Annotated in this window: 23 protein-coding genes; 9 read left to right on the plus strand and 14 right to left on the minus strand. The window is 63.1% G+C overall.

Annotated features, from left to right (window positions below; translation table 11 throughout):
- Positions 1-396 precede the first annotated feature (396 nt).
- From ACRWQA_RS18385 to ACRWQA_RS18415, 7 genes are all read right to left on the minus strand, one after another.
- Positions 397-618: a hypothetical protein gene (locus ACRWQA_RS18385; protein WP_434227932.1), complete on the minus strand. Its 222-nt coding sequence runs from the start codon at positions 616-618 to the stop codon at positions 397-399.
- A 58-nt stretch (positions 619-676) separates the two neighbouring features.
- Positions 677-2230: an anti-phage dCTP deaminase gene (locus ACRWQA_RS18390; RefSeq protein WP_434227930.1), complete on the minus strand. Its 1554-nt coding sequence runs from the start codon at positions 2228-2230 to the stop codon at positions 677-679.
- Between the two features lie 266 nt (positions 2231-2496).
- Positions 2497-4071 (minus strand): glutamine-hydrolyzing GMP synthase, encoded by a 1575-nt coding sequence (gene guaA, locus ACRWQA_RS18395; protein ID WP_434227928.1) that lies wholly within the window; start codon positions 4069-4071, stop codon positions 2497-2499.
- Between the two features lie 95 nt (positions 4072-4166).
- A complete protein-coding gene (guaB, locus tag ACRWQA_RS18400) occupies positions 4167-5636 on the minus strand; it encodes an IMP dehydrogenase (protein ID WP_434228066.1) in 1470 nt (489 codons plus the stop codon).
- 104 nt (positions 5637-5740) lie between these two features.
- Positions 5741-6769 carry an ABC transporter substrate-binding protein gene (locus tag ACRWQA_RS18405; protein ID WP_434227927.1) on the minus strand — a complete coding sequence of 343 codons (1029 nt, stop codon included), beginning with the start codon at positions 6767-6769 and terminating at the stop codon, positions 5741-5743.
- Entirely contained in the window at positions 6766-8178 is a 1413-nt protein-coding gene (locus tag ACRWQA_RS18410) for a sensor histidine kinase (RefSeq protein WP_434227925.1), read from the minus strand. Before ACRWQA_RS18410 ends, ACRWQA_RS18405 begins: the two co-directional genes overlap by 4 nt.
- Positions 8175-8843 (minus strand): response regulator, encoded by a 669-nt coding sequence (locus ACRWQA_RS18415; protein ID WP_434227923.1) that lies wholly within the window; start codon positions 8841-8843, stop codon positions 8175-8177. The genes ACRWQA_RS18410 and ACRWQA_RS18415 overlap by 4 nt, the downstream gene beginning before the upstream one ends.
- A 143-nt stretch (positions 8844-8986) precedes the next feature.
- Here ACRWQA_RS18415 and ACRWQA_RS18420 point away from each other — a divergent pair, with 143 nt between their 5' ends.
- The 7 genes from ACRWQA_RS18420 (at position 8987) to xseA (ending at position 15511) form a co-directional block, all read left to right on the plus strand.
- The gene (locus ACRWQA_RS18420; RefSeq protein WP_434227921.1) at positions 8987-9973 is read left to right on the plus strand and encodes a Bug family tripartite tricarboxylate transporter substrate binding protein; all 987 of its coding nucleotides are present in this window, start codon (positions 8987-8989) and stop codon (positions 9971-9973) included.
- Positions 9970-10419 (plus strand): tripartite tricarboxylate transporter TctB family protein, encoded by a 450-nt coding sequence (locus ACRWQA_RS18425; protein ID WP_434227920.1) that lies wholly within the window; start codon positions 9970-9972, stop codon positions 10417-10419. The genes ACRWQA_RS18420 and ACRWQA_RS18425 overlap by 4 nt, the downstream gene beginning before the upstream one ends.
- Positions 10420-10451: 32 nt before the next feature.
- On the plus strand, positions 10452-11954 hold the full coding sequence (locus tag ACRWQA_RS18430) for a tripartite tricarboxylate transporter permease (protein WP_434227918.1): 1503 nt from the start codon (positions 10452-10454) through the stop codon (positions 11952-11954).
- A gap of 69 nt (positions 11955-12023) precedes the next feature.
- On the plus strand, positions 12024-13091 hold the full coding sequence (locus ACRWQA_RS18435; RefSeq protein ID WP_434227916.1) for an AbrB family transcriptional regulator: 1068 nt from the start codon (positions 12024-12026) through the stop codon (positions 13089-13091).
- 154 nt (positions 13092-13245) lie between these two features.
- Positions 13246-13443, plus strand: a complete 198-nt coding sequence (locus tag ACRWQA_RS18440) for a CsbD family protein (RefSeq protein ID WP_263582449.1) — start codon at positions 13246-13248, stop codon at positions 13441-13443.
- A gap of 53 nt (positions 13444-13496) precedes the next feature.
- Positions 13497-14027 carry a PRC-barrel domain-containing protein gene (locus ACRWQA_RS18445; RefSeq protein WP_263582448.1) on the plus strand — a complete coding sequence of 177 codons (531 nt, stop codon included), beginning with the start codon at positions 13497-13499 and terminating at the stop codon, positions 14025-14027.
- Between the two features lie 143 nt (positions 14028-14170).
- Positions 14171-15511, plus strand: a complete 1341-nt coding sequence (gene xseA, locus ACRWQA_RS18450; protein ID WP_434227914.1) for an exodeoxyribonuclease VII large subunit — start codon at positions 14171-14173, stop codon at positions 15509-15511.
- 46 nt (positions 15512-15557) lie between these two features.
- On the opposite strand, the gene glrR is transcribed toward xseA, so the two are convergent.
- The 6 genes from glrR to ACRWQA_RS18480 all read right to left on the minus strand — a co-directional run bounded on the left by glrR (position 15558) and on the right by ACRWQA_RS18480 (position 23429).
- Positions 15558-16841, minus strand: a complete 1284-nt coding sequence (gene glrR, locus ACRWQA_RS18455) for a two-component system response regulator GlrR (protein ID WP_263583913.1) — start codon at positions 16839-16841, stop codon at positions 15558-15560.
- A 169-nt stretch (positions 16842-17010) separates the two neighbouring features.
- Positions 17011-17520: a hypothetical protein gene (locus ACRWQA_RS18460; protein ID WP_434227913.1), complete on the minus strand. Its 510-nt coding sequence runs from the start codon at positions 17518-17520 to the stop codon at positions 17011-17013.
- 53 nt (positions 17521-17573) lie between these two features.
- A complete protein-coding gene (locus ACRWQA_RS18465; RefSeq protein WP_434227911.1) occupies positions 17574-19082 on the minus strand; it encodes a sensor histidine kinase in 1509 nt (502 codons plus the stop codon).
- An 882-nt stretch (positions 19083-19964) separates the two neighbouring features.
- Complete coding sequence (gene argA / locus ACRWQA_RS18470) at positions 19965-21278, minus strand: amino-acid N-acetyltransferase (RefSeq protein ID WP_434227909.1); 1314 nt, start codon at positions 21276-21278, stop codon at positions 19965-19967.
- 136 nt (positions 21279-21414) lie between these two features.
- Complete coding sequence (locus ACRWQA_RS18475; protein ID WP_434227908.1) at positions 21415-22680, minus strand: inorganic phosphate transporter; 1266 nt, start codon at positions 22678-22680, stop codon at positions 21415-21417.
- Between the two features lie 68 nt (positions 22681-22748).
- Entirely contained in the window at positions 22749-23429 is a 681-nt protein-coding gene (locus ACRWQA_RS18480; protein WP_434227906.1) for a TIGR00153 family protein, read from the minus strand.
- 127 nt (positions 23430-23556) lie between these two features.
- Between ACRWQA_RS18480 and ACRWQA_RS18485 the strand changes: the two genes are divergently transcribed.
- Both ACRWQA_RS18485 and ACRWQA_RS18490 read left to right on the plus strand, forming a co-directional pair.
- Positions 23557-24399, plus strand: a complete 843-nt coding sequence (locus tag ACRWQA_RS18485) for a CYTH domain-containing protein (protein ID WP_434227905.1) — start codon at positions 23557-23559, stop codon at positions 24397-24399.
- A gap of 61 nt (positions 24400-24460) precedes the next feature.
- Entirely contained in the window at positions 24461-25348 is an 888-nt protein-coding gene (locus ACRWQA_RS18490; RefSeq protein ID WP_263582440.1) for an ion transporter, read from the plus strand.
- Positions 25349-25379: 31 nt separating this feature from the next.
- On the opposite strand, the gene ACRWQA_RS18495 is transcribed toward ACRWQA_RS18490, so the two are convergent.
- Positions 25380-26003, minus strand: a complete 624-nt coding sequence (locus ACRWQA_RS18495) for an L-threonylcarbamoyladenylate synthase (RefSeq protein ID WP_263582439.1) — start codon at positions 26001-26003, stop codon at positions 25380-25382.
- Position 26004 lies beyond the last annotated feature (1 nt).

The raw sequence follows: 26004 nt of genomic DNA on the forward strand, positions 1-26004 counted from the left end.
GCCCGGTATTTATAGATAACTTTTGATCGTTGCGGACGGCTTGAGCTTGCTGCAGACGTCATACATTATTCGATATAGGTTAGAGACAATGTTGGGAAATTTTGAAATTGATATGAGAGAGTTTAATTGGGCAGTTACTACTATAATCCGAACATATTAGGAGAGGAATTGAACTACCGAACAGTAATTTTTAAACCAAGCCAGGCCTGTTTGCCGCTCTGTCGCGCTCACAGCAATTTGCATGAGAAGGGCACGAAAAAGGTGGCACGAATACCCCGCGCGGAGAAGGCGCTTTACTGATAGATATCTTGGAAAGTTGGGCGCTAAAAATAGTCACTTCATATAAACTACATCTTGAACAACAACATCAATATTCATTCAAAAAACCATTACCACTTAAAACAACTTAGTTTTATTTAAAATTTTCTCAACCAATTTTCTCTCATATTCGTAGTGTTCCTTATCCTTTCTCATGGCGGGATCAAACAAAAAAATCTTTGCCCTCTGTTGTTGAAATCCATTCCCTCCATTATTTAGCGAAGCTCCACAGTCTGATATGAAACGGGAATTTTCCGAGATATTTTCCCCAAAAAGGTCAAGCTGCATTTCTTTATCCATGTGCCGACTCCACGAAATTATCAAGCTAAATCCAATATGATTCGAGATTATCTCCATCCTACTCTAGGCTACGCACCACTAGACCTTCAAGAGTTGGTATTGCTTCAATGGATGGCGCAGTGACAGGAAAGGCTGATGAAAGCTGCAATTTCCCATCTTTGTTCTTTCGTCCAGCCATCCCAGGAGAAAAAAAACTTAGATAACGGGCAGGCGCAACCCCATCGAATGGTATAATTCTAACTTTTTTACTATCACTCTCTTGCTCTGTGAGCGCATCATCATGTAGCTTTGTTGCCAAGCTTTTACGGTAAGGCTCTAAAAAGTAGACTTCAGATATTCCAGCCGCAACTAGATGACGGGCACATGAATGGCAAGGGTAGGTAGTGACAAATAGTTTTCCCCCTTTAATCTGTGCTCCGTTTGAGGAACCGGCGTTTAGAAGCGCATGCATTTCAGCATGCACTGCTCTTGAAAATTCAATTAAAGTTTTTAACTGACTATCTTTTCTAATTACCTCAAACGCCTCTTGTCTCTTTTCTTCTACAACCAATTTTTTTTCAATCAATCTTTCAACTACAGCATTCGCAATTTTTGTTTTTTCACTATCATTAAAACAATGGCCGCCCTCAACATTCCAACATCGTTTGTCATCATCTGCAGACGAGCTAGCGTCTTTAGTTTCATAAAGCCCTCCAAATGGCTTAGGAACATCATTCCAGCCCGTTGCAAGGAGTTCTCCATCTCGATTAGTTATCGCCGCCCCTACTTGCCTAGACAAGCACGCAGAGTTTCTTGCGGCAGAATATGCCAAATACATAGCCCTTTCTGCCACAGTTGGTGTAATTATTTTCGTTCCCAACATTAGATCTAAAAATCGCCTTGCTCGTTTTTCTCTTTGTGAGTCCGTCCCCGCATCAATACGCATAAAGAAATCTGACAAAGGAAACGTTTCCCCTACACTCTGTCCGTAATGCACTTCCTCACCAGAGTCTCTATCGATCAAATCATGAATCACATCCTGTCCAGATTTGATTTTTTCCAACTTCTGGATACGCATCTCAACCGGAGAATACACACCAACAACATGCAGCATATCACCGTAAATTGAACGGAGAAGCCTTAGCTCATCAATATGCTTTATAGAATCGATAATGTGGCACGTTTTAACTGTAACGGTGGGTTCTATAGCACTTTTCTCATCTCCACCATCTTGCTGACTTACTTCCTGTAACGCTGCACGCTTAATCGTAATTTTTTTTACAGCAAGTTTTGCCAAAATATTATTGGTAGTCCTTTCCCTCAAGGAGTTCCCAGCCTCAATCAGCCGCTTAATGGACTTCTCAGACTCTGGAATTTTTTCCTCTCTTCTTATCTCTTCGCTTAACCTAATAACATTAACATATGTGTAGTTATAATCTGAGCCAGCAAGTAGCTTTTCAAAAGTTTCAGCCACCTCATGAAGAGGTGTACCCAAAGGACCGCAAAGAGCAATTACAATTTCTGGAGTTGAGGTTTTTGCTATTCTTTCTTGTTCGTCAAATATACGACGTTTCATCGAATGAGTTTCGCTCTCAGACTCAGAAATTATTGTTTTATTACTCTTTGAATCCATAAAACACCGAACGAGTTAAATACAAGAGACACCGTTGATAACTATAATTCGCATCAACTAAAGCAACCAAAGTAATGAGATGGTCATGACACGCTACCGCCCCGGGATTACATCATTTCCCCGAGACAGTCAAGCGTTAGTTTTACAGTCTTTCATTTACCACTGTTTGAAGTAAAGCCGACAAGGTAACAAAATGCAATTCAGAAGGCCTACCCTTTGGTAGACCCTTGATCCCGGCCAGCTCAGCCGTGCCGCCTAGGCTACCCTCACTCCCACTCAATCGTCGCAGGCGGCTTGCTGCTGACGTCGTAGGTCACGCGGGAGACGCCGCGAATCTCGTTGATGATGCGGTTGGAAACCTTTTCAAGCAATTCATACGGCAGGTGGGCCCAGCGTGCGGTCATGAAGTCGATGGTTTCCACCGCGCGCAGGGCGATGACCCATTCGTAGCGGCGGCCGTCGCCGACCACGCCGACGGATTTGACCGGCAGGAACACGGCGAAGGCCTGGCTGGTCTTGTGGTACCAGTCGGCGTTGTGCAGTTCTTCGATGAAGATGGCGTCGGCTTCGCGCAGGATGTCGGCGTACTCCTTCTTCACTTCGCCGAGGATGCGCACGCCCAGGCCCGGCCCCGGGAAGGGGTGGCGGTACACCATGTCGTAGGGCAGGCCAAGTTCCAGGCCGAGCTTGCGCACTTCGTCCTTGAACAGTTCGCGCAGCGGTTCGACCAGCTGCAGCTTCATGGTCTCGGGCAGGCCGCCGACGTTGTGGTGCGACTTGATCACGTGGGCCTTGCCGGTCTTGCTGGCGGCGGATTCGATCACGTCGGGGTAGATGGTGCCCTGGGCCAGGAAGTCGACGCCTTCGATCTTGCTGGCTTCCTCATCGAACACGTCGATGAAGGTATTGCCGATGATCTTGCGCTTGGCTTCCGGGTCGTTCTCGCCTTCCAGCTTGCCGAGGAACAGCGCTTCGGCGTCCACGCGGATCACCTTCACGCCCATGTGGCGGGCGAAGGTTTCCATCACCTGGTCGCCTTCGTTCTTGCGCAGCAGGCCGTTGTCGACAAACACGCAGGTGAGCTGGTCGCCGATGGCCTTGTGCAGCAGCGCCGCGACTACCGAGGAGTCCACGCCGCCGGAGAGGCCGAGCAGCACGTGGCGGTCGCCGACCTGGTCGCGCACGCGGGCGATCTGGTCTTCGATGATGCGTGCCGGGGTCCACAGCTTCTCGGCGCCGCAGATGCCGACGACGAAGTGCTCGAGGATGCGCATGCCTTGCAGGGTGTGGGTCACCTCGGGGTGGAACTGCACGGCGTAGAAGCGCTTCTCCGCCCAGCTCATGGCGGCCACGGGGCAGCTCGGGGTGGAGGCGGTGACGGTGAAGGCTTCCGGCGCGCGGGCGACCTTGTCGCCGTGGCTCATCCACACGTCGAGCAGCGCCTTGCCGTCGTGGTCCACGTGATCCTTGATGTCGCGGAACAGCTCGTCGTTGCCGTCGACCTTGACCTGGGCGTAGCCGAACTCCTGCTTGTTGGAGCCTTCCACTTCGCCGCCGAGCTGCACCGCCATGGTCTGCATGCCGTAGCAGATGCCCAGCACCGGCAGGCCCATCTCGAATACGCACTGGGGCGCGCGGGGCGAGCCGGCCGCTACGGTGGATTCCGGGCCGCCGGAGAGAATGATGCCGTTGGGCTGGTACTCGCGGATCTCCTCCTCGGTGATGTCGAAGGCGCGCACTTCGGAGTACACGCCGATCTCGCGCACGCGGCGGGCGATCAGTTGGGTGTACTGGGAGCCGAAGTCGAGGATGAGGATCTTGTGGGCGTGAATGTCGGTCATCTGGGCGTCTCTACTGGCAACGTATGGCGGCGGGCCGGATGCAAAAGCGTGCGGCGGGATGATACCCGCCGCGTTTGTTTCTTACGAGCTGGCGGTTAACCGGCCCGATAATTTGGCGCTTCTTTGGTTATCTGCACATCATGCACGTGCGATTCGGCGAAGCCGGCGCCGGTGATCTGCACGAACTCCGGCTTGGTGCGCATCTCCTGGATGTTGGTGCAGCCGGTGTAGCCCATGGAGGCGCGCAGGCCGCCCATCAGCTGGTGCACGATGGCGCTCATCACGCCCTTGTAGGGCACGCGGCCTTCGATGCCTTCCGGTACCAGCTTCTCGGCGCCTTCGCTCTTGTCCTGGAAGTAACGGTCGGCGCTGCCCTGGCTCTGGGCCATGGCACCCATCGAACCCATGCCGCGGTAGGCCTTGTAGGTACGGCCCTGGAACAGCTCGACCTCGCCCGGGGCTTCCTCGGTGCCGGCCAGGAGGCCGCCTACCATTACCGCGCTGGCACCGGCTGCGATGGCCTTGGCCAGGTCGCCGGAGTAGCGCACGCCGCCGTCGGCGATCAGCGGGATGTCGAATTCCTTGAGCGCCTCGGCGACGTTGGAAACCGCGGTGATCTGCGGTACGCCGACGCCTGCCACCACGCGGGTGGTGCAGATGGAGCCGGGGCCGATGCCGACCTTGACGCCGTCGGCGCCGGCTTCGGCCAGCGCACGCGCGGCGGCGGCGGTGGCGATGTTGCCGCCGATCACCTGGATCTGCGGGAAGTGCTCCTTGACCCAGGCCACGCGGTCGATCACGCCCTTGGAGTGGCCGTGGGCGGTATCGACGATGATCACGTCCACCCCGGCCTCGGCCAGCGCGGCCACGCGGTCCGGCGTTTCCGGCCCGGTGCCCACCGCGGCGCCGACCAGCAGGCGGCCGTCGGCATCCTTGGCGGCGCTGGGGAAGGTGCGTGCCTTCTCGATGTCCTTGAAGGTGACCAGGCCGCGCAGGTGGAAGTCGTTATCCACCACCAGCATCTTCTCGACCCGGTGTTCCTGCATCTTGCTCTTGATCAGGTCGAGTTCGGTGCCCTCAGCCACGGTGACCAGGCGTTCGCGCGGGGTCATGATGTCCGCCACGCGGTCGCCGTGGTTGGGCTGGAAGCGCATGTCGCGCTCGGTCACGATCCCCACCAGGGTCTCGCCCTCCACCACCGGGAAGCCGGAGAAGCCGTACTCCTGGGCCATGGAGAGCAGGTCCTCGAGCTTGGCCTTGGGCCCGACGGTCACCGGGTCCTTGACGATCACGCTCTCGTGCTTCTTGACCTTGCGCACCTCGGCCGCCTGGGCGGAGATGGCCATGTTCTTGTGGATGATGCCGATGCCGCCTTCCTGGGCCATGGCGATGGCCAGGCGGGCTTCGGTCACGGTATCCATGGCGGCGGAAACGAGGGGGATGTTGAGGTAGAGGTCGCGAGTCAGGCGGGTCCGCAGGCTGACGTCCTTGGGCAGGACTTCCGAGTAGCCGGGTACGAGTAATACGTCGTCGAACGTAAGAGCTTCTTGGGCCATACGTAGCATAGTCGGCAACACCCAGTGCTGGTGGGGGGAGTGGGAAAAGTAATCGACCATTATAGCGTCCCGGCCAAGGCACGGGCAATGCGAAGGCCGGTCGGATCGGTTTGTCAACGGCGCCTGAATTCGCGTCGCCAACGCTGCATGAAGGCATCGCGCCGCTGCGGGTCGACGAACGCCAGCAGCGAGGCATCGAGCGGTATGGGATAGAGCCGGTCGCCGACCTGGTCGCGCAGGCGCTGCGCGGTATAGGGGCCGATCACGTCGGGGCGCACGCTGAACAGCGGCGTCTCGCCAGCGATCACCCGCTGGCCTTCGCGGCTGAGCAGGAAATCGAGGAACTGCCGGGCCGCGGCGGGGTGCGGCGCATCGCGATGAATGAACGCCATGCGCATCATCACCAGCGAGTAGTCCTGGGGCACCTGGACGATCACTTCGGGATGCTCCTGGGCCCACACCATGGCGTAGGAGCCCAGCAGGTTGTAGCCCAGCCAGTAGCGGCCTTCGCTAATGCCTTCGAGCATGTCGCGCGTGTTGGCTTCGAGCACCGCCTCGACGTTGCCCATGGCGGCGACCAGGTCCCAGAAACGGGTGGTATAGCGGGCATCCTGCTGGAACAGCGTGTAGCCCACACCGCTGTGCGACGGCGAGTAGGTGGTCACCCGCCCGCGCAGCAGCTCCCACTGCTCGGTCAGCAGCGTGTGCAGGTCGGCATGGGTGGCCGGCGGCATCATGTGGCGCGACAGGTCGAGACGGTAGGCCATGACGATCGGCTCGAAGGTGAAGCCGAACACCTCGTCGCGCCACTTGGCCCATTCCGGCCAGGCCCGCGCCTCGGCCGAATCCAGGCGGCTCGCGTAGCCTTCGTTGACGCGTGCCATCTGCCACGGCATGGCCGAGCTGATCACCACGTCCGGTGCCGGGGCGGCTCCGGCGACGCGCTCATCGACCTCCAGCGTGGAGCGGTCGCGGAAGTCCAGGTCGATGTCGGGATGCGCCAGCTCGAAGGCTGCCAGCAGCGGTGCGACCACTTCCTCGTCGAGTGCCGCCTCGACCACGAGGGGATTCGCCGCCCGGCCCGGTGCCGCCGCCAGCAGGAGAATGGCGAACGCGAAGGCGTGGAAGTACCGGGGCATCATGGCCTGTTCTCCAGGGGGAAGGAAATACTGATGCTCAGCCCGCACGGCGTGTGCGGCGCCACCTTCAGGCGGGCGTCGTGGCGCCGGGCAATGGAATCGACGATCGCCAGCCCCAGCCCCGAGCCTTCGGTGTCCTGGCGTCCGCCACGCTCGAAGGGCTGGTGCAGGCGCTCCAGAATCTCAGGGGGCACGCCGGGGCCGTCGTCCTCGATGTAGAGCTCCACCTTTCCAGCGTGCCCCACGCCTCCAGCGTGCTCCACCAGGCCCAGGGTAATCACGCTACCAGGCGGCGTGTAGCGCAGGGCATTGTCGATCAGGTTGCCGAGCAGTTCCCGCAGCGCCCAGGGCTCGCCGTGAACGTAGAGCGGGGTATCGGGCAGCTCGGCCAACCCCAGGTCGTGATCCCGAGCGACGTCGCGCCCGGCCCAGTCGAATACGGTCTCGCGTAGCAGCGCCGCCAGGTCGAGCCGGTGCATCTCGCGGCCATCGGCGACGTGACGCAGTCGCGCCAGGCTGAGTAGCTGGCTCGCCAGACGGCTGGTGCGTTCGGCTCCCTGATGGACCGCCGCCAGCGCCCGGTGCCACTCCTCGGGCCGGTTGCTCTTCAAGGCCAGCTCGCTGGTGCTCTGCAGCCCCGACAGCGGTGTCTTGAGCTGGTGGCTGGCATCGGCGGTGAAGCGCAGCAGCGCATCGCGGCTCTCGCGCTGGCGGGCGAACAGGGTATCGAGCGTTTCGGCCAGCTCGCGCAGCTCTTCCGGCACCCGCGCATCGAACGGTCGCATGTCGTCGGCCTCACGCTGGCGCAGCAGCTGGCGCAGGCGACGCATGGGCTTCAACGCCACCCGCATCGCCAGCAGCATCAGCAGCCCCGCCACCAGCACCATGACCAGGAAGCGGCTCACCGCGCCCTCGAACAGCTCGCCGGTCAAGGCCTGGCGCCCGGCCAGGGTATGGCCGACCCAGATCTGCACCGGGTCCTGGGTTTCCCAACCCGCGGAGTCGAACTCCCAGCCATGCAGGCGCCACTCGGCGCCGCTGTGCTCGGCGTTCGTCCACACCGGCCCTTCGGCCACCTCGGCACGTCGCTCGGCCGGAATGGGGATATCCAGATTGGCCGAGACCCGCCGCCCCTCGGCGTCGAGCACGGCGTAGAAGACCCGCTCCTGATGACGGGTGGCGATGATCTGCAGCGCCGCGGCGGGAATTTCCACCACCGGCTGCCCTTCCTGCCACTGCACGGCCTCGGCGATAGTCAGCGCCGCCGATTCGAGCTGGCTGTCGTAGGCGCGCTCGGCGGCACGCTGCGAGCTGAAATAGGCCTCGACCAGAAGCAGCGCGCCCAGTGCAGTGACGGTGACCGAAAGCCAGACCGCGAGGCGCGACTTGAGGGTGCCGTCGACCTCGATCACTCGCGCTCTTCCTCGAGCCGATAGCCCAGGCCGCGAAAGGTCCGGATGCGCAGCCCGCTGTCCTTCAGACGCTTGCGCAGGCGGCTGATGTAGACCTCCAGGGCGTTGGAGCCCACCTCGCCGAAACCGAACAGCCGGTTCTCGAGCATCTCGCGCGGAGTGATGCTGCCGGCATGCAGCAGCAGGTCTTCCAGCAGGCACAGCTCGCGACGCGGCAGCTCGAGGGGCTCGTCATGCAGCGTGGCGACGCCCAGGGCCGGATCGAAGCACAGCGCGCCCAGGCGCAGGCGGTTGTCGCTGCGCTGCTGGCTGCGCCGCAGCAGGGCGCGCACCCGCGCCTCGAGTTCGGCGAGCGAGAACGGCTTGGCCAGATAGTCGTCGGCGCCCAGGTCGAGCCCGCGCACCCGGTCGTCGATGCCATCGCGGGCGGTGAGGATCAGCACCGGGGTGGTGTCGCCGCGCTCGCGCAGTTCGCCGAGCAGCGTCAGTCCGTCGCCGTCGGGCAGCCCCAGGTCGAGCAGGATCAGGTCGAAGCTGTCGTGACGCAGTGCCGCACTGGCCTCGGCATGGCGCGCGAAGCCCTCGACGGTGTTGCCCAGTGGCGTCAGGGCCTGGTGCAGCGAGCGGGCGATGAGAGGATCATCCTCGACGACGAGCAGGCGCATACGACCAAAGTCTCATGAGGCGGTGAGGAGATGACAGGTTGGTGAAAGGTTGCGCGCCTAGCATGGCCGTTCTGTCATCCACAGCGATGGCAGGCGGGGAAATCCCTCTCCGCGCTCCCAGAACAAGAGAACAGGAGTTCGCCATGAAGATCAACAAGGCTTTCCGTCACTGCTCCGGGCTGGCCCTGCTGGGCGGCATGCTGGTCGCCGGCGGCACGCAGGCGCAATCCAATTCCACCGAGTGCATCGCACCGGCCAAGCCGGGCGGTGGCTACGACCTGACCTGTCGCCTGGCGGCCAACGGCCTGCAGGAAACCGGGTTGATCGACCAGCCGATGGTCGTCACCTACATGCCAGGTGGCATTGGCGCCGTGGCCTACAACCATGTCAACGGCGTGCGCAAGAATGATCCTAACCTGATCGTGGCGGCCAGCACCGGCGCGGCGGTCAACCTGGCGCTGGGCAAGTTCGGCCAGTACGACGCCACCGAAGTCCGCTGGCTGGGCGCCCTGGGCGTCGACTACGGCGCCATCGTGGTCAATGCCGATGCGCCCTGGCAGGACCTCGACGAGCTGATGGACGATCTGCGCGACAGCCCCGGCGAGATCGCTTTCGGGGCCGGCGGCACGATCGGCAGCCAGGACTGGATGAAGGCGGCGCTGACCGCGAAATCCGCCGACATTGCGCCTCAGGACCTGCGTTACGTTGCCTTCGAAGGGGGCGGCGAGGCACTGGCAGCCCTGCTCGGCGACCATATCCAGGTCTTCACCGGCGACCTCTCCGAGCTCAAGTCGCAGCTCGAGAGCGGCAAGATCCGCGTGCTGGCGGCGCTCTCCGAGGAGCGCATGGACGGCCCCTACGCCGATATTCCCACCGCCGCCGAGCAGGGCTACGACGTGCAGTGGCCGATCTGGCGCGGCTATTACATGGGCCCCGAAACCGACGACGAAGCCTACGCCACCTGGGTCGAGCGGCTCACCGAGCTGTCCGAATCCCCGCAGTTCGCCGAGCTGCGCGAGGCCCGCGGGCTGTTCCCGATGTCGCGCTTCGGGCCCGACTTCGATAGCTACGTCCAGGAGCAGGTCGCGCAGTTCAAGTCACTGGCGGAAGAAGTGGGTCTGAGCCAATGAAGCTTGCCGCCGACCGAGTACTGGGCCTGTGCCTGATCGGTCTGGCGGCGTTCGTCGCCGTCCAGGCCGCCAGGCTTCACGTGCCCTTCAGTTACGATCCGGTGGGGCCCAAGGCCTTTCCGCTGATCCTGTCGATCCTGCTCGGCGTGCTGTCGCTGGTGCTGGTACTCAAGCCCGGGAGCAACGGCCACTGGCCCGACCGCTCCCTGGCCGTGAAGCTGTTGGTGGTGCTCGCCGCGCTGCTGATCTACGCGCTGCTGTTCACGCGGCTGGGCTTCGTCGTCACCACCCTGCTGACGGCGGTCGCTCTGGCACGGGCCTTCGCCGCCCCTTGGGGCAAGGCGCTGCTGACAGGCGTGCTGATGGCCGTGGGCAGCTATTACGTGTTCACCGCCGGGCTGGGGATCTCGCTGCCCAGCGGTGACTGGCTGCGCCCCTTCATCTAAAGGAACGACATCATGTTTAGAGGAACGCCCTCATGTTCGATTTCCTGATCCAGGGCTTCGGCGTTGCGCTGAGCCCGCTGAATCTTGGGCTGGCCTTCCTCGGCGCCCTGCTCGGCACGCTGTTCGGCGCCCTGCCCGGCATCGGCCCGATCAACGGCATCGCCATCCTGATGCCGCTGGCCTACACCCTGGGCCTGCCGGCCGAGTCGGCGCTGATCCTGCTTGCCGGCATCTACACCGGGGCCGAATATGGCGGGCGCATGTCGAGCATTCTGCTCAACGTGCCCGGCGACGCCGGCGCGGTCATGACCACCCTCGACGGCCACCCGCTGGCCAAGCAGGGGCTCGCCGGCCCGGCGCTGGGTCTGTCGGCGGTCAGTTCCTTCGTCGGCGCGACCATCGCCATTCTCGGCCTGACGCTGTTCGCCCCGCTGCTGGCGGAAGTCGCGGTGATGTTCGGCCCCGCCGAGTTCTTCGCCCTGATGGTATTCGCCTTCGCCTCGATGTCGGTAATGATGGGCAAGGACCCGATCAAGACCGCCATCGGCGCGGTGCTGGGCGTGCTGATCGGCACCGTCGGTGTCGACTCGGGTACCGGGGTGCTGCGCTACACCTTCGGCATGGCCGAACTCTACGACGGCATCGACTTCGTGGTGATGATCATCGGGCTGTTCGCCATCAGCGAGATCCTGCTGATGCTCGAACATGCCAACCGCAAGGATTCCGGCGGCGATATTCCCCCGCTGGGGCGGGTATTCGTCACCCTCAAGGAGGTGCTCTTCTGCAAGGGTGCGATGCTGCGTTCGGGGCTGATCGGCTTCATCATCGGCGTGCTGCCCGGTACCGGGGCCTCGGTGGCCGGCGCGGTGTCCTACACCACCGAGAAGCGGCTCTCCGACAAGGAAGGCACCTTCGGCAACGGCGACATGCGTGGCCTGGCGGCACCGGAGTCGGCCAACAATGCGGCGGCGGCGGGCTCGTTCGTGCCGATGCTGACCCTGGGCATACCCGGTTCCGGTACCACCGCCGTGCTGCTCGGCGCGCTGATGCTCTACAACATCACCCCGGGGCCGATGATGTTCAGCGAACGCCCGGAAGTCGCCGGCGGCCTGATCGCTTCGCTGTACATCGGTAACCTGGTGCTGCTGGCACTCAACCTGCCGCTCGCCGGGGTGTTCGCCCGGGTGCTGACCATCCCGCGCTGGGTGCTGGTACCGGGTATCGCCATCCTGGCATTCGTCGGCGTCTACCAGCTACATTCCGACCTCACTGCCATCTACCTGATGCTGATCATCGGCGTGTTCGGCTATCTGCTGCGCAAGCTGGGTTTCTCGCTGGCACCGGTGATCCTCGGCTACGTGCTGGGCGGGCTGATGGAGCAGAACCTGCGCCGTGCCCTGTCGATCAGCGGCGGCGAGGTGGAGATCCTGTGGCGCTCGGGCATCTCGCTCGGCTTGTGGATCGCTGCCGCGGCGCTGCTGGTGCTGCCGTGGCTGCTGCCCAGGCTGTTGAAGGCGCGCCTGGGACGCGCCTGAGCCAGGCCGGGGCCCAGCCCCGGCGATGCCCTTTGCTGATTTATTGATATCCTGATGCGGATACCGCCATTGCTCCTCTCGAAGCGAACCCGATTCGACACCCTGCGCGCTTTTCTCCCCACTCTGCTGCTGGGCCTGCTCGGCGGCAGCCTCGCTTACTGGGCCGGCCTGCCGCTGCCCTGGCTGCTGGGCGCCATGCTGGCCACGACCCTGCCCAGCCTGGCCGGGATGCAGCTGCGCGGCCCGGGGTCGGCGCGCAAGGCCGTGCTGGCGGTGATCGGCGTCATGCTGGGCTCGGCCTTCTCCCCCGATATGGCCGGCGACGCCTCGTCGTGGATGATCAGCCTCGGCATGATGCTGCTCGCCACGTCCGTGATGTGGGCTTTCTCCTTCTGGTTCGCGCATCGAGTGGCCGGTTACTCCGTCGAAACCTCCCTGTACGCCGGCATTCCCGGCGGTGTTTCGGCGGTTACCGCCATGGCCATGGAGTCGGGTGCGGACCTGCGTATCGTCGGCCTGACCCACGCCACCCGCATTCTGATCCTGCTGTTGTCGATACCCCCTCTGCTTGACGTGCTGGGTCATGTCGAGCTCGGCATGCACCCCGCCGACTCCGCCTCTTGGCTGTGGCTTCCCTCCCCCCTCGATATTGCCTGGCTGTTGGGCTCAGGTGTGGCCGGCATCGGCCTGGGGCGCCTGCTGCGCTTGCCCAATGCCTTTCTGTTCGGCCCCGCGCTGCTGTCGGCGGCGCTTCATCTCACCGGCCTGACCCACGCCGTTGTCCCACCCTCGGTGTTGGCCATCGCCCAGGTCATCATCGGGGTATCGGTGGGTATCCGCTTCGGCGGAACGCCGCTAACCGCAGTGGCCTTCAACCTGTGGATGGCGACACTCCAAGCAGCGGTGCTGTTGCTGATTGCGGTCGCGGCGGCCTGGAGCATCCATGTGGTGACCGGGTACTCCATGGCGGCTGCGCTCCTGGCCAACATGCCCGGTGGCGCCCCGGAGCTGAGTCTGGTTGCCCTTTCTCTCGGTATCGACCCTGCTTTCGTGACATCTCACCATCTGCTGCGCATCACGGCCTTGATGCTCCTGATGCCGCTCATGCTGCGCGCCTTCCGACGCCTTCTGGCTTGACTAGCGGCCTGCCTTTGGCCGGGCTCTCCTAATTACTCTTCGAAACAGTCCGAAACCGACTTTGACTTACAGCGGCAGTCGGTTGATCTAGCTTTAAGAAGCAACACGACGGGTCCAATCACGGAACGGTCGACTCAAGGAAAGGAGTGACGAGATGAACTGGGACCAGATCGAAGGCAAATGGAAAGAGTACATGGGCAAGGCCCGCTCAAGCTGGGGCGAGTTCACCGACGACGAACTCGACCAGATTGGTGGCAAGCGGGAGCAGCTGATCGGCAAGCTCCAGCAACGTTATGGCCTGGAGCGTGAAGAAGCGGAGCGCCAGGCCGACGAATGGGCACGAAACCTTTAGTGAGTGCCTATCGAAGTAAAGCAAGATCCGGAACCAAGGAAAGGAGAACGATCATGCAGAAGCGCTTAATGACCATCGCAATTGCAGCCGTAACCGGTAGCCTGGCCTTTGGCACCCACGCTGTAGCGCAGGAAGACGATGCCAAGGCGGCCCAAGGCCTCTACTCGGCAGATGACATCATCGGCGCCGATGTCTACCACGTCGATGACGCCGATGAGGAAGTCGGCAGCGTCGAGAACCTCCTGCTCGATGAGGAAGGCAAGGTCAGCGCCGTGATAGTGAACGCGGGCGGCCTGTGGGGTATCGGCGGCGACGAAGTGGTCGTCGGTATCGAGCACTTCAGCATGGAAACCGAGCGCGACGATGATGACGTCACTCATCGCATCATGGTCGACGCCAGCGAGGACGAGCTCGAGAACTTCCCCGAGTATAACGAGAAGTGGTTCGACGATGAGCGTAACCGTCGCCTCGATGAGCGCGGCGAGCGTGAAGGCGTGTGGCAGACCACCGGCACCGCCGGCACTGGCGCCGTTGGTGACGGCGGCGAGTTCACCGATGACGATGTCGAAGACGATTTCGATTAAACGCCCACTTTGAAGTGTCCCTCCCCATGACACTTTGGCGCCGGGTCCTCCCCGGCGCTTTTTTCGTTTCCGCTCCTCGTGCCAGAGCGATGCCTCCATGCTAGCCTTGATGACTTTAGCCGTGGCCCAGGAATCGCTGCTCCATGTCCCAGCCTAACGATAGCGCGCTCTCCGTCAGCGAAGTGAACCGCCGCGCCCGCCAGCTGCTCGAATCGGGCATCGGCGAGGTGTGGGTCGAAGGCGAGCTTTCCGGTGTATCGCGGCCAGCCTCGGGGCATGTCTATTTCACGCTCAAGGATGCCTCGGCACAGCTGCGCTGTGCGCTGTTTCGCACCCGCGCCCGCTTCGTGGCGGCGCCCATGCGCGACGGTGATCGGGTGCGAGTACGTGGGCGGGTGTCGCTGTTCGAGCCGCGCGGCGACTACCAACTGATTGCCGAAGCGGTACAGCCCGCCGGCGAAGGCGAGCTGCTGCTGGCACTGGAACGGCTCAAGCAGCGGCTCTCCGTCGAGGGCGTGTTCGCCAATGCGCGCCCCCTGCCCTGCCCGCCCCGCCACCTGCTGGTGCTGACTTCGCCCACCGGCGCGGCGATACGCGACGTGCTGGCGGTGCTCAAGGCGCGCTGGCCGCTGGCCCGGGTCACCCTGATCGCCGTGCCGGTGCAGGGCCGCGAGGCGGCACCGGCACTGATCGCCGCGCTTGGGCTGCTCAACCGCCAGCAGGCACTGGACCCGAACCGCGACGTGATCCTTATCACTCGAGGCGGCGGCAGTCTGGAGGATCTGTGGGCCTTCAACGACGAGCACCTGGCGCGGGCGATTTTCCATTCGCGTCTGCCGGTGATGTCGGCGGTGGGTCACGAAGTCGATATCACCCTCTCGGACCTGGCCGCCGATCAGCGTGCGCCGACCCCCTCCGCCGCCGCCGAGATGCTGGTGCCGGACAGCCGCGACCTGCAGCGCCGCCTGGTCGGCCTGGAGCGCCAGCTCGTGCGCTGTACCCAGGCCCGGCTCGAACGCGAGGGCCAGCGGCTCGATCACCTGCGCGCCCGGCTGCGCCACCCCGGTGAGGTACTGACCCGCCAGCGCCGTACCCTGGGCGAGCTGGAAGCCCGTCTGCAGCGTGCCATGCGCGCCCGGTTCGTCGCCGAGCGCCGGCAGTTGGAGCACCTGCAACGGCGAATGGGCGCTTGCCACCCGCAGCGCGGCGTCGAGCAGGCCCAGGAGCGGCTGGCACGCGCCCGGACCCGGCTCGAACAGGCCATGCAACGCGACGTGGCACGCCAACGTGAGCGCCTGGCCGGCCTGGCACGGCAGCTCCAGGCCGTAAGCCCGCTGGCGGTGCTGGGGCGCGGCTACGCCATCCTGCAGGATGACGAAGGCAAGGTGATACGGCGCGCGGCCGACACCCGACCCGGCCAGGCGCTGACCGCCCGGCTGGGTGAAGGAAAACTGAAGGTAGAGGTCAAGCGGCGCCTGAAATGAAAAGAGCGCCTGTTGCAGGCGCTCTGATAGAAAAGCCGGGCTGGCATCACTCGGGCTTGAAGGTGCTCGGCTCCAGCTCGTGACGGCTGAGCAGCTTGTAGAAGTCGGTGCGATTGCGCCCGGCGATACGCGCCGCCTGGGTCACGTTGCCCTCGGTGATCTTGAGCACCTTGACCAGGTAGCTGCGCTCGAAGCCAGCGCGGGCGTCGTTGAAGGTCGGCAGCGCGCTGTCTTCCGCCGCCAGGGCCTGGGCCACCAGGGCCTCGGGAATCATCGGCGAGCGGGTCAGCGCCACGCACTGCTCCACCACGTTGACCAGTTGGCGTACGTTGCCGGGCCAGGCGCTGGTAGCCAGCAGGTTGAGCGCTTCCGGCGAGAACCCCTTGACGAACGGCTTGTGGCGCGCCGCGGCCTGGGCCACCAGATGGCGCGCCAACAGCGGCACGTCCTCGGCGCGGTCCTTCAGCGCCGGCAGCTTGAGGTTGACCACGTTGAGGCGGTAGAAGAAGTCCTCGCGGAACTCGCCCTGATGCATCGCCTGGCTGAGATCGCGATGGGTGGCGGAGAGAATGCGCACGTTGACCGGGATCGATTGGGTCGAGCCCAGCGGACGAATCTGGCGTTCCTGCAGCGCACGCAGCAGCTTGACCTGCAGCGGCAACGGCATGTCACCGATCTCATCGAGGAACAGGGTGCCGCCTTCGGCGGCCTGGAACAGGCCCTTATGGTCGCTGACGGCACCGGTGAAGGCGCCCTTGGCGTGGCCGAACAGTTCGCTTTCCAGCAGTTGCTCGGGCAGAGCGCCACAGTTGATCGCCACGAACGGGTTGTTGGCGCGCGGGCTGGCATCGTGAATGGCACGCGCCAATAGCTCCTTGCCCGAACCGGAGGGGCCGGTGATCAACACGCTGACGTCCGACGAGGCCACCATGCGAGCCTGCTCCAGCACCCGCTCCAGCTCGGGGCTACGGGTGATGATGCTGGCCCGCCAGGCATCGCTGTCCTCACCGCTGCCGCCGGTAGGCATGTGGGCCAGCGCCTCGTCGATGGCTTTGAACAGTTCGTCGCGATCCACTGGCTTGGTGAGGAAGCTGAACACCCCCTGCTGGGTGGCGTTCACGGCATCGGGAATGGAGCCGTGGGCGGTCAGGATGATGACCGGCAGCCCCGGCACCTCGCGCTGGATCGCCTGGAACAGGGCGAGACCATCCATCTCGTCCATGCGCAGGTCGGAGAGCACGATGTCGGGGCGCTCGGCTTCCAGCCTGCGCAGCGCCTCGGAACCGCTCTCGGCGGTAGTCACCCGGTAGCCGCGGCTTTCCAGGCGCATGCCGAGCAGACGTAGCAGGCTAGCGTCGTCGTCGACCAGCAGAACGTGGGCGCTGCCTGCCTTCGCACCCGACGTGCGTGCCGCCGCCGGCCTACGAGCCTCATTCTTGCGTGTGTCGGTCAATCGAGCCGCTTCCATGACGTCTTCTCCCGTGTTGCCCGATCGCCCCTCAGGGCGACTGTTGTCTCAGGTTCATGTTCTGCTCGATGGCGGTCAGTGCTTCGAGCTTTTCGGAAAGCTCGGCCTTCTCCCGCTGCAGGGTGGCCACCTGAGCGCGTACGTTCGTGCTCTGATTGGCCAGGGAGCGCCGCCCTTCCAGTTCGTTGCGCCAGTAGAGCAGCAATGGCTGCAAGTCGGCCGGCGCGGCATGCGTATGCTGCTGGTAGAGTTCCGCCGCCTGCCGCCATTCCCGCTCGTTGCCCCAGGAGAGCGCGACGGCACGCGCCAGCTCCCGTTCGGCTTCGCTTCGGTCGTAGGCGCTATCCAGCTCATTGAGCGTCTTGCTGCGCCAGTCGCTATCACCGCGCTGCGACGCCAGGCCGTACGCCACCCAACTGGGCAGCAGGCAGGCTTCGTTCTCGAACGTCGGTTCCGCTGCGCGGCAGGCGACCGACTGCGGGGCTTCTTCCGGCTCCGTGCCGAGCATGGCGTTCTCGGGCAGGTATTGGCAGCCACTCATTAGCAGGGCTAGTCCACCGGCATAAAAGGCCTTTCTTGCACAGCTGTTTACTCTCACCTCCATCGCTCCTCGCTCCTTGCGTTAAGGCCCAATTCAAGGGGCTCTATCTTATTATTTTCCTTGCTCAGGGGAACCGCCTGATACGGCAACGTCAGGCGGAAACACACATCGAATTCACGATCGTCTACCAGCGCCAGGGCGCCGCTCTGGATGCGCGCGCAGTCGGCCGCCACCGAGAGCCCGATACCCGAACCCTTGAGCGGCCCCTTGCGGCGCGAACGTCCCTGATAGAAGGGTTCGAACAGCCGCGGGCGGTCATGCTCGGCAATCGGCTCACCACTGTTGGCCACGTCGAGAATCAGGTGATCCCGCCCGGCATGCGCGCGAATCATCAGGTCGCCGCCATCCTCGCCATAGGCGATGGCATTGGACACCAGGTTGTCGAGTATGCGCTCCATGGCGGTACGGTCCACCACCCACTCCAGCGGACCATCGAAGGCGGTTATCTGCATGCCCTTGTGCTCCAGTGCCAGCCGATGCTTGGCCAGGGTGGCCTTGACCAGCGTGGCCAGGTCCACCCGCTCGAGGGTAATACGCTGGTTATGCTGCAGCAGGTTGTAGTCGAGCAGCTGTTCGATGAGCCGCTGCAGTTCACGACCACTGGTATCGATCAACGACAGGATCTCGCGCTGGCGAGACGTCATCTCGCCGGCCACGCCGTCGGCCAGCAGTGCCGAGCCCTCACGCACACTGGCGAGCGGCGTCTTGAGCTCATGCGACATATGGCGCAGGAACTGCTGCTTCTGGGCCTCGAGGTCGCTGAGACGGGTCGACAGCCAGTCGAGCCGGTCGCCGAGCTGCACTAGTTCGGCGGGGCCCTGGATGGTGTCGCGGTCGTTGGTTTCCACGCCGCTGCCAATGCTCAGGATTCGGCGCTCGAGTTGGCGCACCGGACGAATGATCAGCCAACTGAACAACAGCATGAGCACAAGGCTGGCGGACACCAGCGCCGTGGTCTGCAGCCATAGCCGCGACTGCACGGCTTCCGCTCTCGCACTGATCATCTCGATGCTGGCATCGATCTGACGATTGGTGGAGCGACGCATCGCCTCGGTATGTTCGGCGAACGGCACAAACAGGGACAGCCAGACCTCCAGCGCATCGGCCTCGAGTTCCGGCAACTGCGAGAGTAAAAGAAGCTGTTCTTCCAGTGCCACCACATCGGGGTCGTCTTCGGGCAGGAAGCGGCGTTGCCGTTCCAGTAGTTCCTGGAATTCGCCGTGGCGCTCGGCATAGAGCTCGAGCAGGCTTTCCTGCTCAAGCACTGCATACTGGCGCGCGCTGCGCTCCATCTCGACGGCCAGATTGCTCAGCACCCGGGCACGGCGGCTCTCTTCCACCGCCTGGCGAGCACTGACATCCGCCAGGCGCGACAATTCGGACAAGGCCTGACCGGCCTGGTACATCAGGATTCCCAACGGCAGCATCACTACCAGGAACGCCAACAGCACGAGCTGCAGCAATGAGCGTGGACGCCAGCGGCGCGAGACCCGTTTGGTCATGACCAATGTTCTATTCAGGAGAGGATAAGGGACCATCATGGTACATTCCTGAAGGATAACAGAGTTCCACGCTCGGCTACTGCCCCGTTACCTGGAAAAAAAAGAGGCCGGCAAAAGCCGGCCCAATACGCAGGGAACTGAAGGGGTTGAAAATATGGGCATCGTTCGCCTGGTCGAGCCATGTCCCATACTTTCAGTGGGCCCGAAGGCCCCGAAGCACCGTTACCGACTCTTTTGCCACCAGGAGCCGTCGGTACGGGCGGGCGGCGAACGCCCCGCTTCGTTTCCTTGGCGCCACCGCTATGTGAAGTTCACTAGCGCTGGCCCGTAATTCGATCCCCCGAGGGGGATGAGGCATCCTTGCCGGGGCATCCTTGCCCTTCTGGTACCTTTCCTTGCCTGTCGGCGGTACCCGTCTCATCGCAACCTAAGTTACACATCGCGGAGCAAACGCTGATCGTCGGGCTGCCCGGGTCGCACAGGGCATGGGGGGGTGGTGTTCCCCGAGCTTCTCGACGATCTGAAGTGATTCGAGCCGTTTGAATCACTTCTTCGTTGCTCGACAAGTATATTGCCATTTGCATGCCAATAATCTTTATAATCCTTAAAAAACAATACATTAAAAGAACAATAAAAGTGGCATGCGGCAAGCCGCAGGTGAAACTTGAGCAAAGAGCGTGTGACATGGGCGCTTTTCGTCACCGATTGGCGACACCCTTTTTAGCGCACCCGCATCGATCTTTATAAAACAACCAGTTAGCTTGTAGCCTTTTGGAGACAAACCTTTTGCTGGCGTTGCCCCAAAGCGACAGCCGCCGCTCGGAATACGCTACCGAGCGGCGGCCGGGCCCCGACGTAGGGGGCGGGAGGCTACAGGCGGCCTCATGAGAGAGGCTTGACGAGAATCTTCGACTTGCGCGCGTGGTTGTAGGTGTCGCGCCGTAGCGTGGGCAGCGATTCGATGTCCGCAGGACGAAAGCCGTGTTCGACGAACCAATGCGCCGTGTGGGTAGTCAGCACGAACAGCGAGGCAAGCCCAAGCCGCTTCGCGCGCTGCTCGATTCCCGAGAGCAGCAGCGAGCCGCGCGCGCCGCCGCGGTAGTCGACGTGAATTGCCACGCAGGCCAGCTCGCCCATGTCGGCTTCGGCGAAGCGATGCAACGCCGCGCAGCCGATGATCATGCCGTCGCGCTCGATCACCAGGTAGTCGTCGATCTCATACTCCAGGCGCTCGCGCGAACGCGGCACCAGCATGCCGCGCCGCTCCAGCGGCTCCAGCAACTCCAGCAGGCCGCCGATGTCGCCGAGTTCGGCCGGTCGCAATTGCTCGTAGCGATGCCGGGTAATCATGGTACCCACGCCATCGCGGGTGAACAGCTCGCCCAGCAGGGCGTCGTGGTCGTGCCACGAAAGCAGGTGCGTGCGGGCCACGCCGAGTCGTGCGGCGGCACAGGCGGCGCCGATATGGCGCGCCTGCTCGCTGCCCGGGTCGGCATGGCGCAGTAGCGGCTCGGCTTCGTCGGGCGTGAGTTGACGCTGCATGGCGCCGTTCTCGTCATAGAGCCCGGCGGCCTCGCCCAGCAGAATCAGCTTGTCGGCGGCCAGCGCCGTTGCCGCATGTTGGGCCACCTCAGCGGCGTCCAGATCGAAGACCTCCCCGGTACTGGAAAAGCCCAGCGGTGGCAACAGCACCAGTGATCCGCGGTCGAGCAACCCCTGCACGGCCGAGACCCGTACCCGGCGCACCTCGCCGCTGTGGTCGTAGTCGACGCCTTCTCGTACGCCCAGCGGCTTGGCCATGACCAGATTGCCGGACACCGCGGTGAGTTCCACTCCGTGCAGCGGCGTGTTGGGCAACCCCAGCGACAGCCGCGCCTCGAGCCACAGTCGCTGCTCGGCGGCCACCCGCTCGACACAGGCCATGATCGCCTCATCGGCGACCCAGCGGCCTTCGTGGCGCTGCGGCACGATGCCCGCCTCGGCCAGGGCATGCTCCACCTGGGGGCGAATGCCGAATGCCACCACCAGCCGCACGCCAAGGGTATGCAGCAGCGCCAGGTCCTGGATCAGTTGCTCGCCTCGTCCTCGCGCCATGGCCTCGCCCTCGATCAGGATCACGAAGGTTCGGCCCCGATGCGCATTGATATAGGGGGAGGAATTGCGGAACCAGTCGACGAAGGGGAAACGAGTGTCCAAGGCCGCTCTCCGGCAGCAGGTGAGAGAAAGGTGTATCGAATTCGACTATATCAGAGCGACGAAAACGGCGGCACCATCAAGGTGCCGCCGCTATGGCTCTCTGGCGGGGCAACGCACGGATTTCACCGTGGCTTGCTTAACCGAAGATTGCCTTGAACAGGAAGAAGAACATGATCGCCAGACCCGCACCGGCCGGCAGGGTGATCAGCCAGGACATGGCGATGGTACCGATCACGCGCAAGTTGAGTGCCGCCATGCCGCGCGCCAGGCCCACGCCGAGTACCGCACCCACCAGTGTATGGGTGGTGGAGATCGGCAGGCCGGTACCGGAAGCGAGCACCACGGTGAGCGCGGCGGCCAGGGTGGCGGCGAAGCCGCGGCTCGGGGTCAGCTCGGTGATGCCGGTGCCGACCGTGGCGATGACCTTGTGGCCGTAGGTGACAAGGCCCACCACGATGCCGCCACCGCCCAATATCAGCACCCACCAGGGCACCAGTGCCGAACCTTCGATGGCTCCGCCGTGCTGGACGACACTGATCACCGCCGCCAGCGGGCCAACGGCGTTGGCCACGTCATTGGAACCGTGGGCGAAGGCCATGGCGCAGGCGGTGAAGATCATCAGTACGCCGAACACACGCTCCACCCCGGTGAAACCGAAGTGATCGGACTGACGGCTGCCGGCCTGCACGCGCCTCTCCATCCAGCCGCCCAGCGCCATCATGCCAAGGCCGAACAGGGCCGACAGTAGCAGGTTGGTGCCGAAGCCCATGTCCAGGCCAATGTGCTTGAACCCCTTGGTCAGGGTCACCATGCAGATGGCAAAGCCGACCAGCAGGATATAGAAAGGCACGTAGCGCTTGGCCGCGACGAAGGGATCGTCAGCCTCGAAAATCAGGTGCTGGACCGACTTGAACAGGGTAAAGGCGATGGTGCCTGCCAGCAGCGGCGACACCACCCAGCTAGCGGCGATCTGGCCGACCTTGGGCCAGCCCACGGCATCGATGCCCAGCCCCGCCAGGGCGAAGCCGACGATGGCGCCGACGATGGAGTGGGTGGTCGATACCGGCCAGCCCTTCATCGAGGCGATCAGCAGCCAGGTGCCGGCAGCCAGCAGCGACGCCAGCATGCCGTAGACCAGCAGTTGGGGGTCATTCTGTAACGCGGCCGGATCGATGATGCCCTTGCGAATGGTCTCGGTGACCTCGCCGCCGGCGAGCCAGGCACCAAGAAACTCGAAGATCACCGCGATAATGATCGCCTGCTTGATGGTGATTGCCTTGGAGCCGACCGAGGTGCCCATGGCGTTGGCGACATCGTTGGCACCGACGCCCCAGGCCATGAAGAAGCCGAAGAGGCAGGCCAGGATGATGAAGGTATTCGCGTGCTCTGCAATGATCGACATAGGGAGGTTGGTCCTATGTGGCTGTCAGGTTGAAAGAACATCCCCCGGCCATGCCGGGCGGCGATGTCCTACCGGGCAGTGAGAATCTGGAGACGGCTGCCGACGCGCTCGGCGCGATCGGAGAGTTCGCCGACCCAGTCGATGATCTTGTAGAGAAAGACCACATCCACCGGCTTGAGCTGGTCTTCCAGGTCGAAGAGCCGGCGCCGAATGTCGATCTGCTGGTGGTCGGCCTGCTGTTCGAGAATGTGCAATTCGCGAATCAGGTTCTGCATCACGTCGGAAACATGACGGCCGAAGCCCGATTCGAGCAGGTCCTGGAGTTCCTCCAACGCCTGGCGCGCCTGGGCGACACAGGCCACGGAGGTCTGCATGTAGTCGCGCATGGGCTGGGCCAGTTCCGCGGGCACCTGCATGCGGCGGCCGAGCATGATCCCGGTGATGTCGCGCACCTTGTTGGCGATCTTGTCCTGCACGCTGATCAGGTCGAGCAGATCGGTACGGGAGACAGGCAGGAACAGGGTATTGGGCAGGTTGAGGCGAAGCTCGGTCTTGAGGCTGTCGGCGTCGTGTTCGAGTTGCGTGACGATCTCGCGAATCCTGACGGCCTCGTCCCAGTCGCCGGCAAGCGTGGCCTCGAAGAAAGGCAGCAACTGGTCGGCACACTCGTTGGACTTGGCGATGTGCGCCAGCAGCGGCTGGAACGGCGAACGGCCGAACATCGCTGAAAAGGGGTTGGATTTGACCATGGCGTAAGATGCGCTTGTGAAATGGCGGCATCAGTATAAAGAATGGCACCCTGTCACGTCATGGAAATATTCATATGCCCGGGTGCGGGGCCCTTCAGGCGAAAGACCGGGAGCAGCGGGAAGAGACATGAGCCACGAGATCGAGATGAAACTGGCGCTGGGCGAAACGGGGCCTGAACACCTGCTGCAGCATCCGCTACTGCGCGGGGGAGTGCATGGCGCCCAGCGCCTGGCGAACACCTACTATGATACGCCCGAGGGTGAGCTGGAAGCCGCGCGCATGGCACTGCGCCTGCGCCGCCGCGACGACAGCTGGGTGCAGACCCTCAAGACCAGCGGCGAAGGCGGTGGTGGCTACAGCCACCGGCGCGAATGGGAGTGGCCGGTGGCGGGCGGCAGCCTCGACCGCGCAGGGCTCGCCGAACTGGCCCCCATGGCCGCGCTGGGCGAGAACGTGCTGGCGCGGCTCGAGCCGCGCTTCACCACCGACTTCGAGCGCCGCCTGTGGCGCCTGGAACTGGCCGAGGCCACCGTCGAGGTGGCGCTTGACCAGGGCGAGATTCGCGCCGCCGGCCGGCGCGTGCCGATCTGCGAACTGGAGCTGGAGCTCAAGGACGGCGACCCGCAGGCACTGTGGAGCCTGGCGCTGGCCTTTGCCGAAACGGTCCCTCTGCGCCCCGCCGATGCCAGCAAGGCCGCCCGTGGCAGCGCCCTGCTCAACGATCACTGGAAACTGCCGGAAGGGCTCGATGAAAGCGAGCGGCTGCATCGCGCCATCCTGGCCCTGGATGCCCTGTCCGATACCGGCGACGATGGCTGGAGGGCAACGGCCAGGGAAGCCCTGCAGGTACTTGCCGAAAACGGCCACGATGAGGCCGGACGGCTCGCCGCCATGCTTCAGCAACGCGACTGGCTCGGCGTGGATTTCGGCCGCACGGCGTTGAAGCTGGCGCACCGCCTGGCGGTGTGAGCCAACGTTGCAAAACAAAGCGAGCAAAAAAAATGTGCAAAGCGCTACAGGGAGTTTGGCGATGAGCGAACCGGATCGACCCGCAAACAAGGGGTTGCGCACCCGCCTGTTCCAGATCATCTTCGAATCCGATACACCGCTGGCAAAAAGTTTCGATATCGCCCTGATCGTGTTGATCCTGGCCAGTGTGGCGGTGGTACTGCTGGAAAGCGTGGCCGCCTGGGATGCCGCCTTTGGGAACTGGTTCTACTGGCTGGAGTGGGGCTTCACGCTGATATTCACCATCGAGCTGGCCCTGCGTATCTACTGCCTGGAAAAGCCTTGGCGCTACTTGCGCAGCTTCTATGGCGTAGTCGACGTACTCGCCGTGCTGCCCACCTGGCTGATGCTGATCCTGCCCGGCAACCTGGAAACGCTGGTGATCGTGCGCCTACTGAGGGTCATGCGCATCTTCCGCGTATTGCGCCTGATGCAGTTCGTCGGCGAAAGCCGTCTGTTGCTGGATGCGCTCAGGCGCAGCACACATCAGATCATTCTGTTCTTCTTCGGCATTTTCGTGCTGGTAACCATCTTCGCCGCGGTGATGTACACGATCGAGTCGCCCGAAGCCGGCTTCACCAGCATCCCGATGTCGATCTACTGGGCCATCGTCAGCTTGACCACGGTAGGCTATGGCGACATCGTGCCGATGACCCCGCTGGGCAAGGCGATCACGGTCATGCTGATGCTGATTGGCTATTCGATCATTGCCGTACCGACCGGGGTCTTCTCGGCCCAGGTGATCCGCGCCATTCGCGAGGAGCGCTACTCGGACGAGGCCTGCCCCGGCTGTGGCAACGATCGTCATGAGCGACGCGCTCGCTACTGCTTGCTGTGCGGCACTTGGCTCGACGAGACTTTGCCTGACCCGCGCCAAGCCGAACTCGGCCGCTACGGGCCGCCGGAGTGACCGGCCGCAGTGAAGGCACGCTTTGCCAAGCTCACTCGCGGAACGGCGCCAGGTCGCCGCGCCCCTCGCGCACGATGGTCGGCGGCAGCTCGCGCAGGTCGATTACGCTGGTGGGCTCCAGGTGGCAGGCGCCACCATCGATGATCAGGTCCAGGTGGGCGCCGTAGCGCTCGCGGATCTCTTCCGGGTCGGTCATCGGCAACGCCTCGCCCACCGGAATCAACGTCACGCTCATCAACGGCTCGCCCAGGGCCTCGAGCAGTGCCAGGGTGATGCGGTGGTCGGGCACGCGCATGCCGATGGAGCGCCGCTTGGGATGCAGCAGCAGGCGCGGCACCTCGGAAGTGGCATTGAGGATGAAGGTGTAGGCGCCCGGCGTATTGGCCTTGAGCAGGCGGAATACGCTGTTGTCGACCTTGGCGTAGGTGCCGATGTCGGAGAGGTCGGAGCACACCAGGGTGAAGTTGTGCTTGTCGTCCAGCGAACGCAGCCGCTTGATCTTCTCGATCGCCTTCTTGTCCCCCAGATGGCAGCCCAGGGCATAGCCGGAATCGGTAGGGTAGGCGATCACGCCACCCTCGCGGACGATCTGCACCGCCTGGTCGATCAGGCGCTTCTGCGGGTTTTCCGGATGGATCTGGAAGAATTGGCTCATG

This window comes from Billgrantia sp. C5P2, from assembly GCF_051062895.2.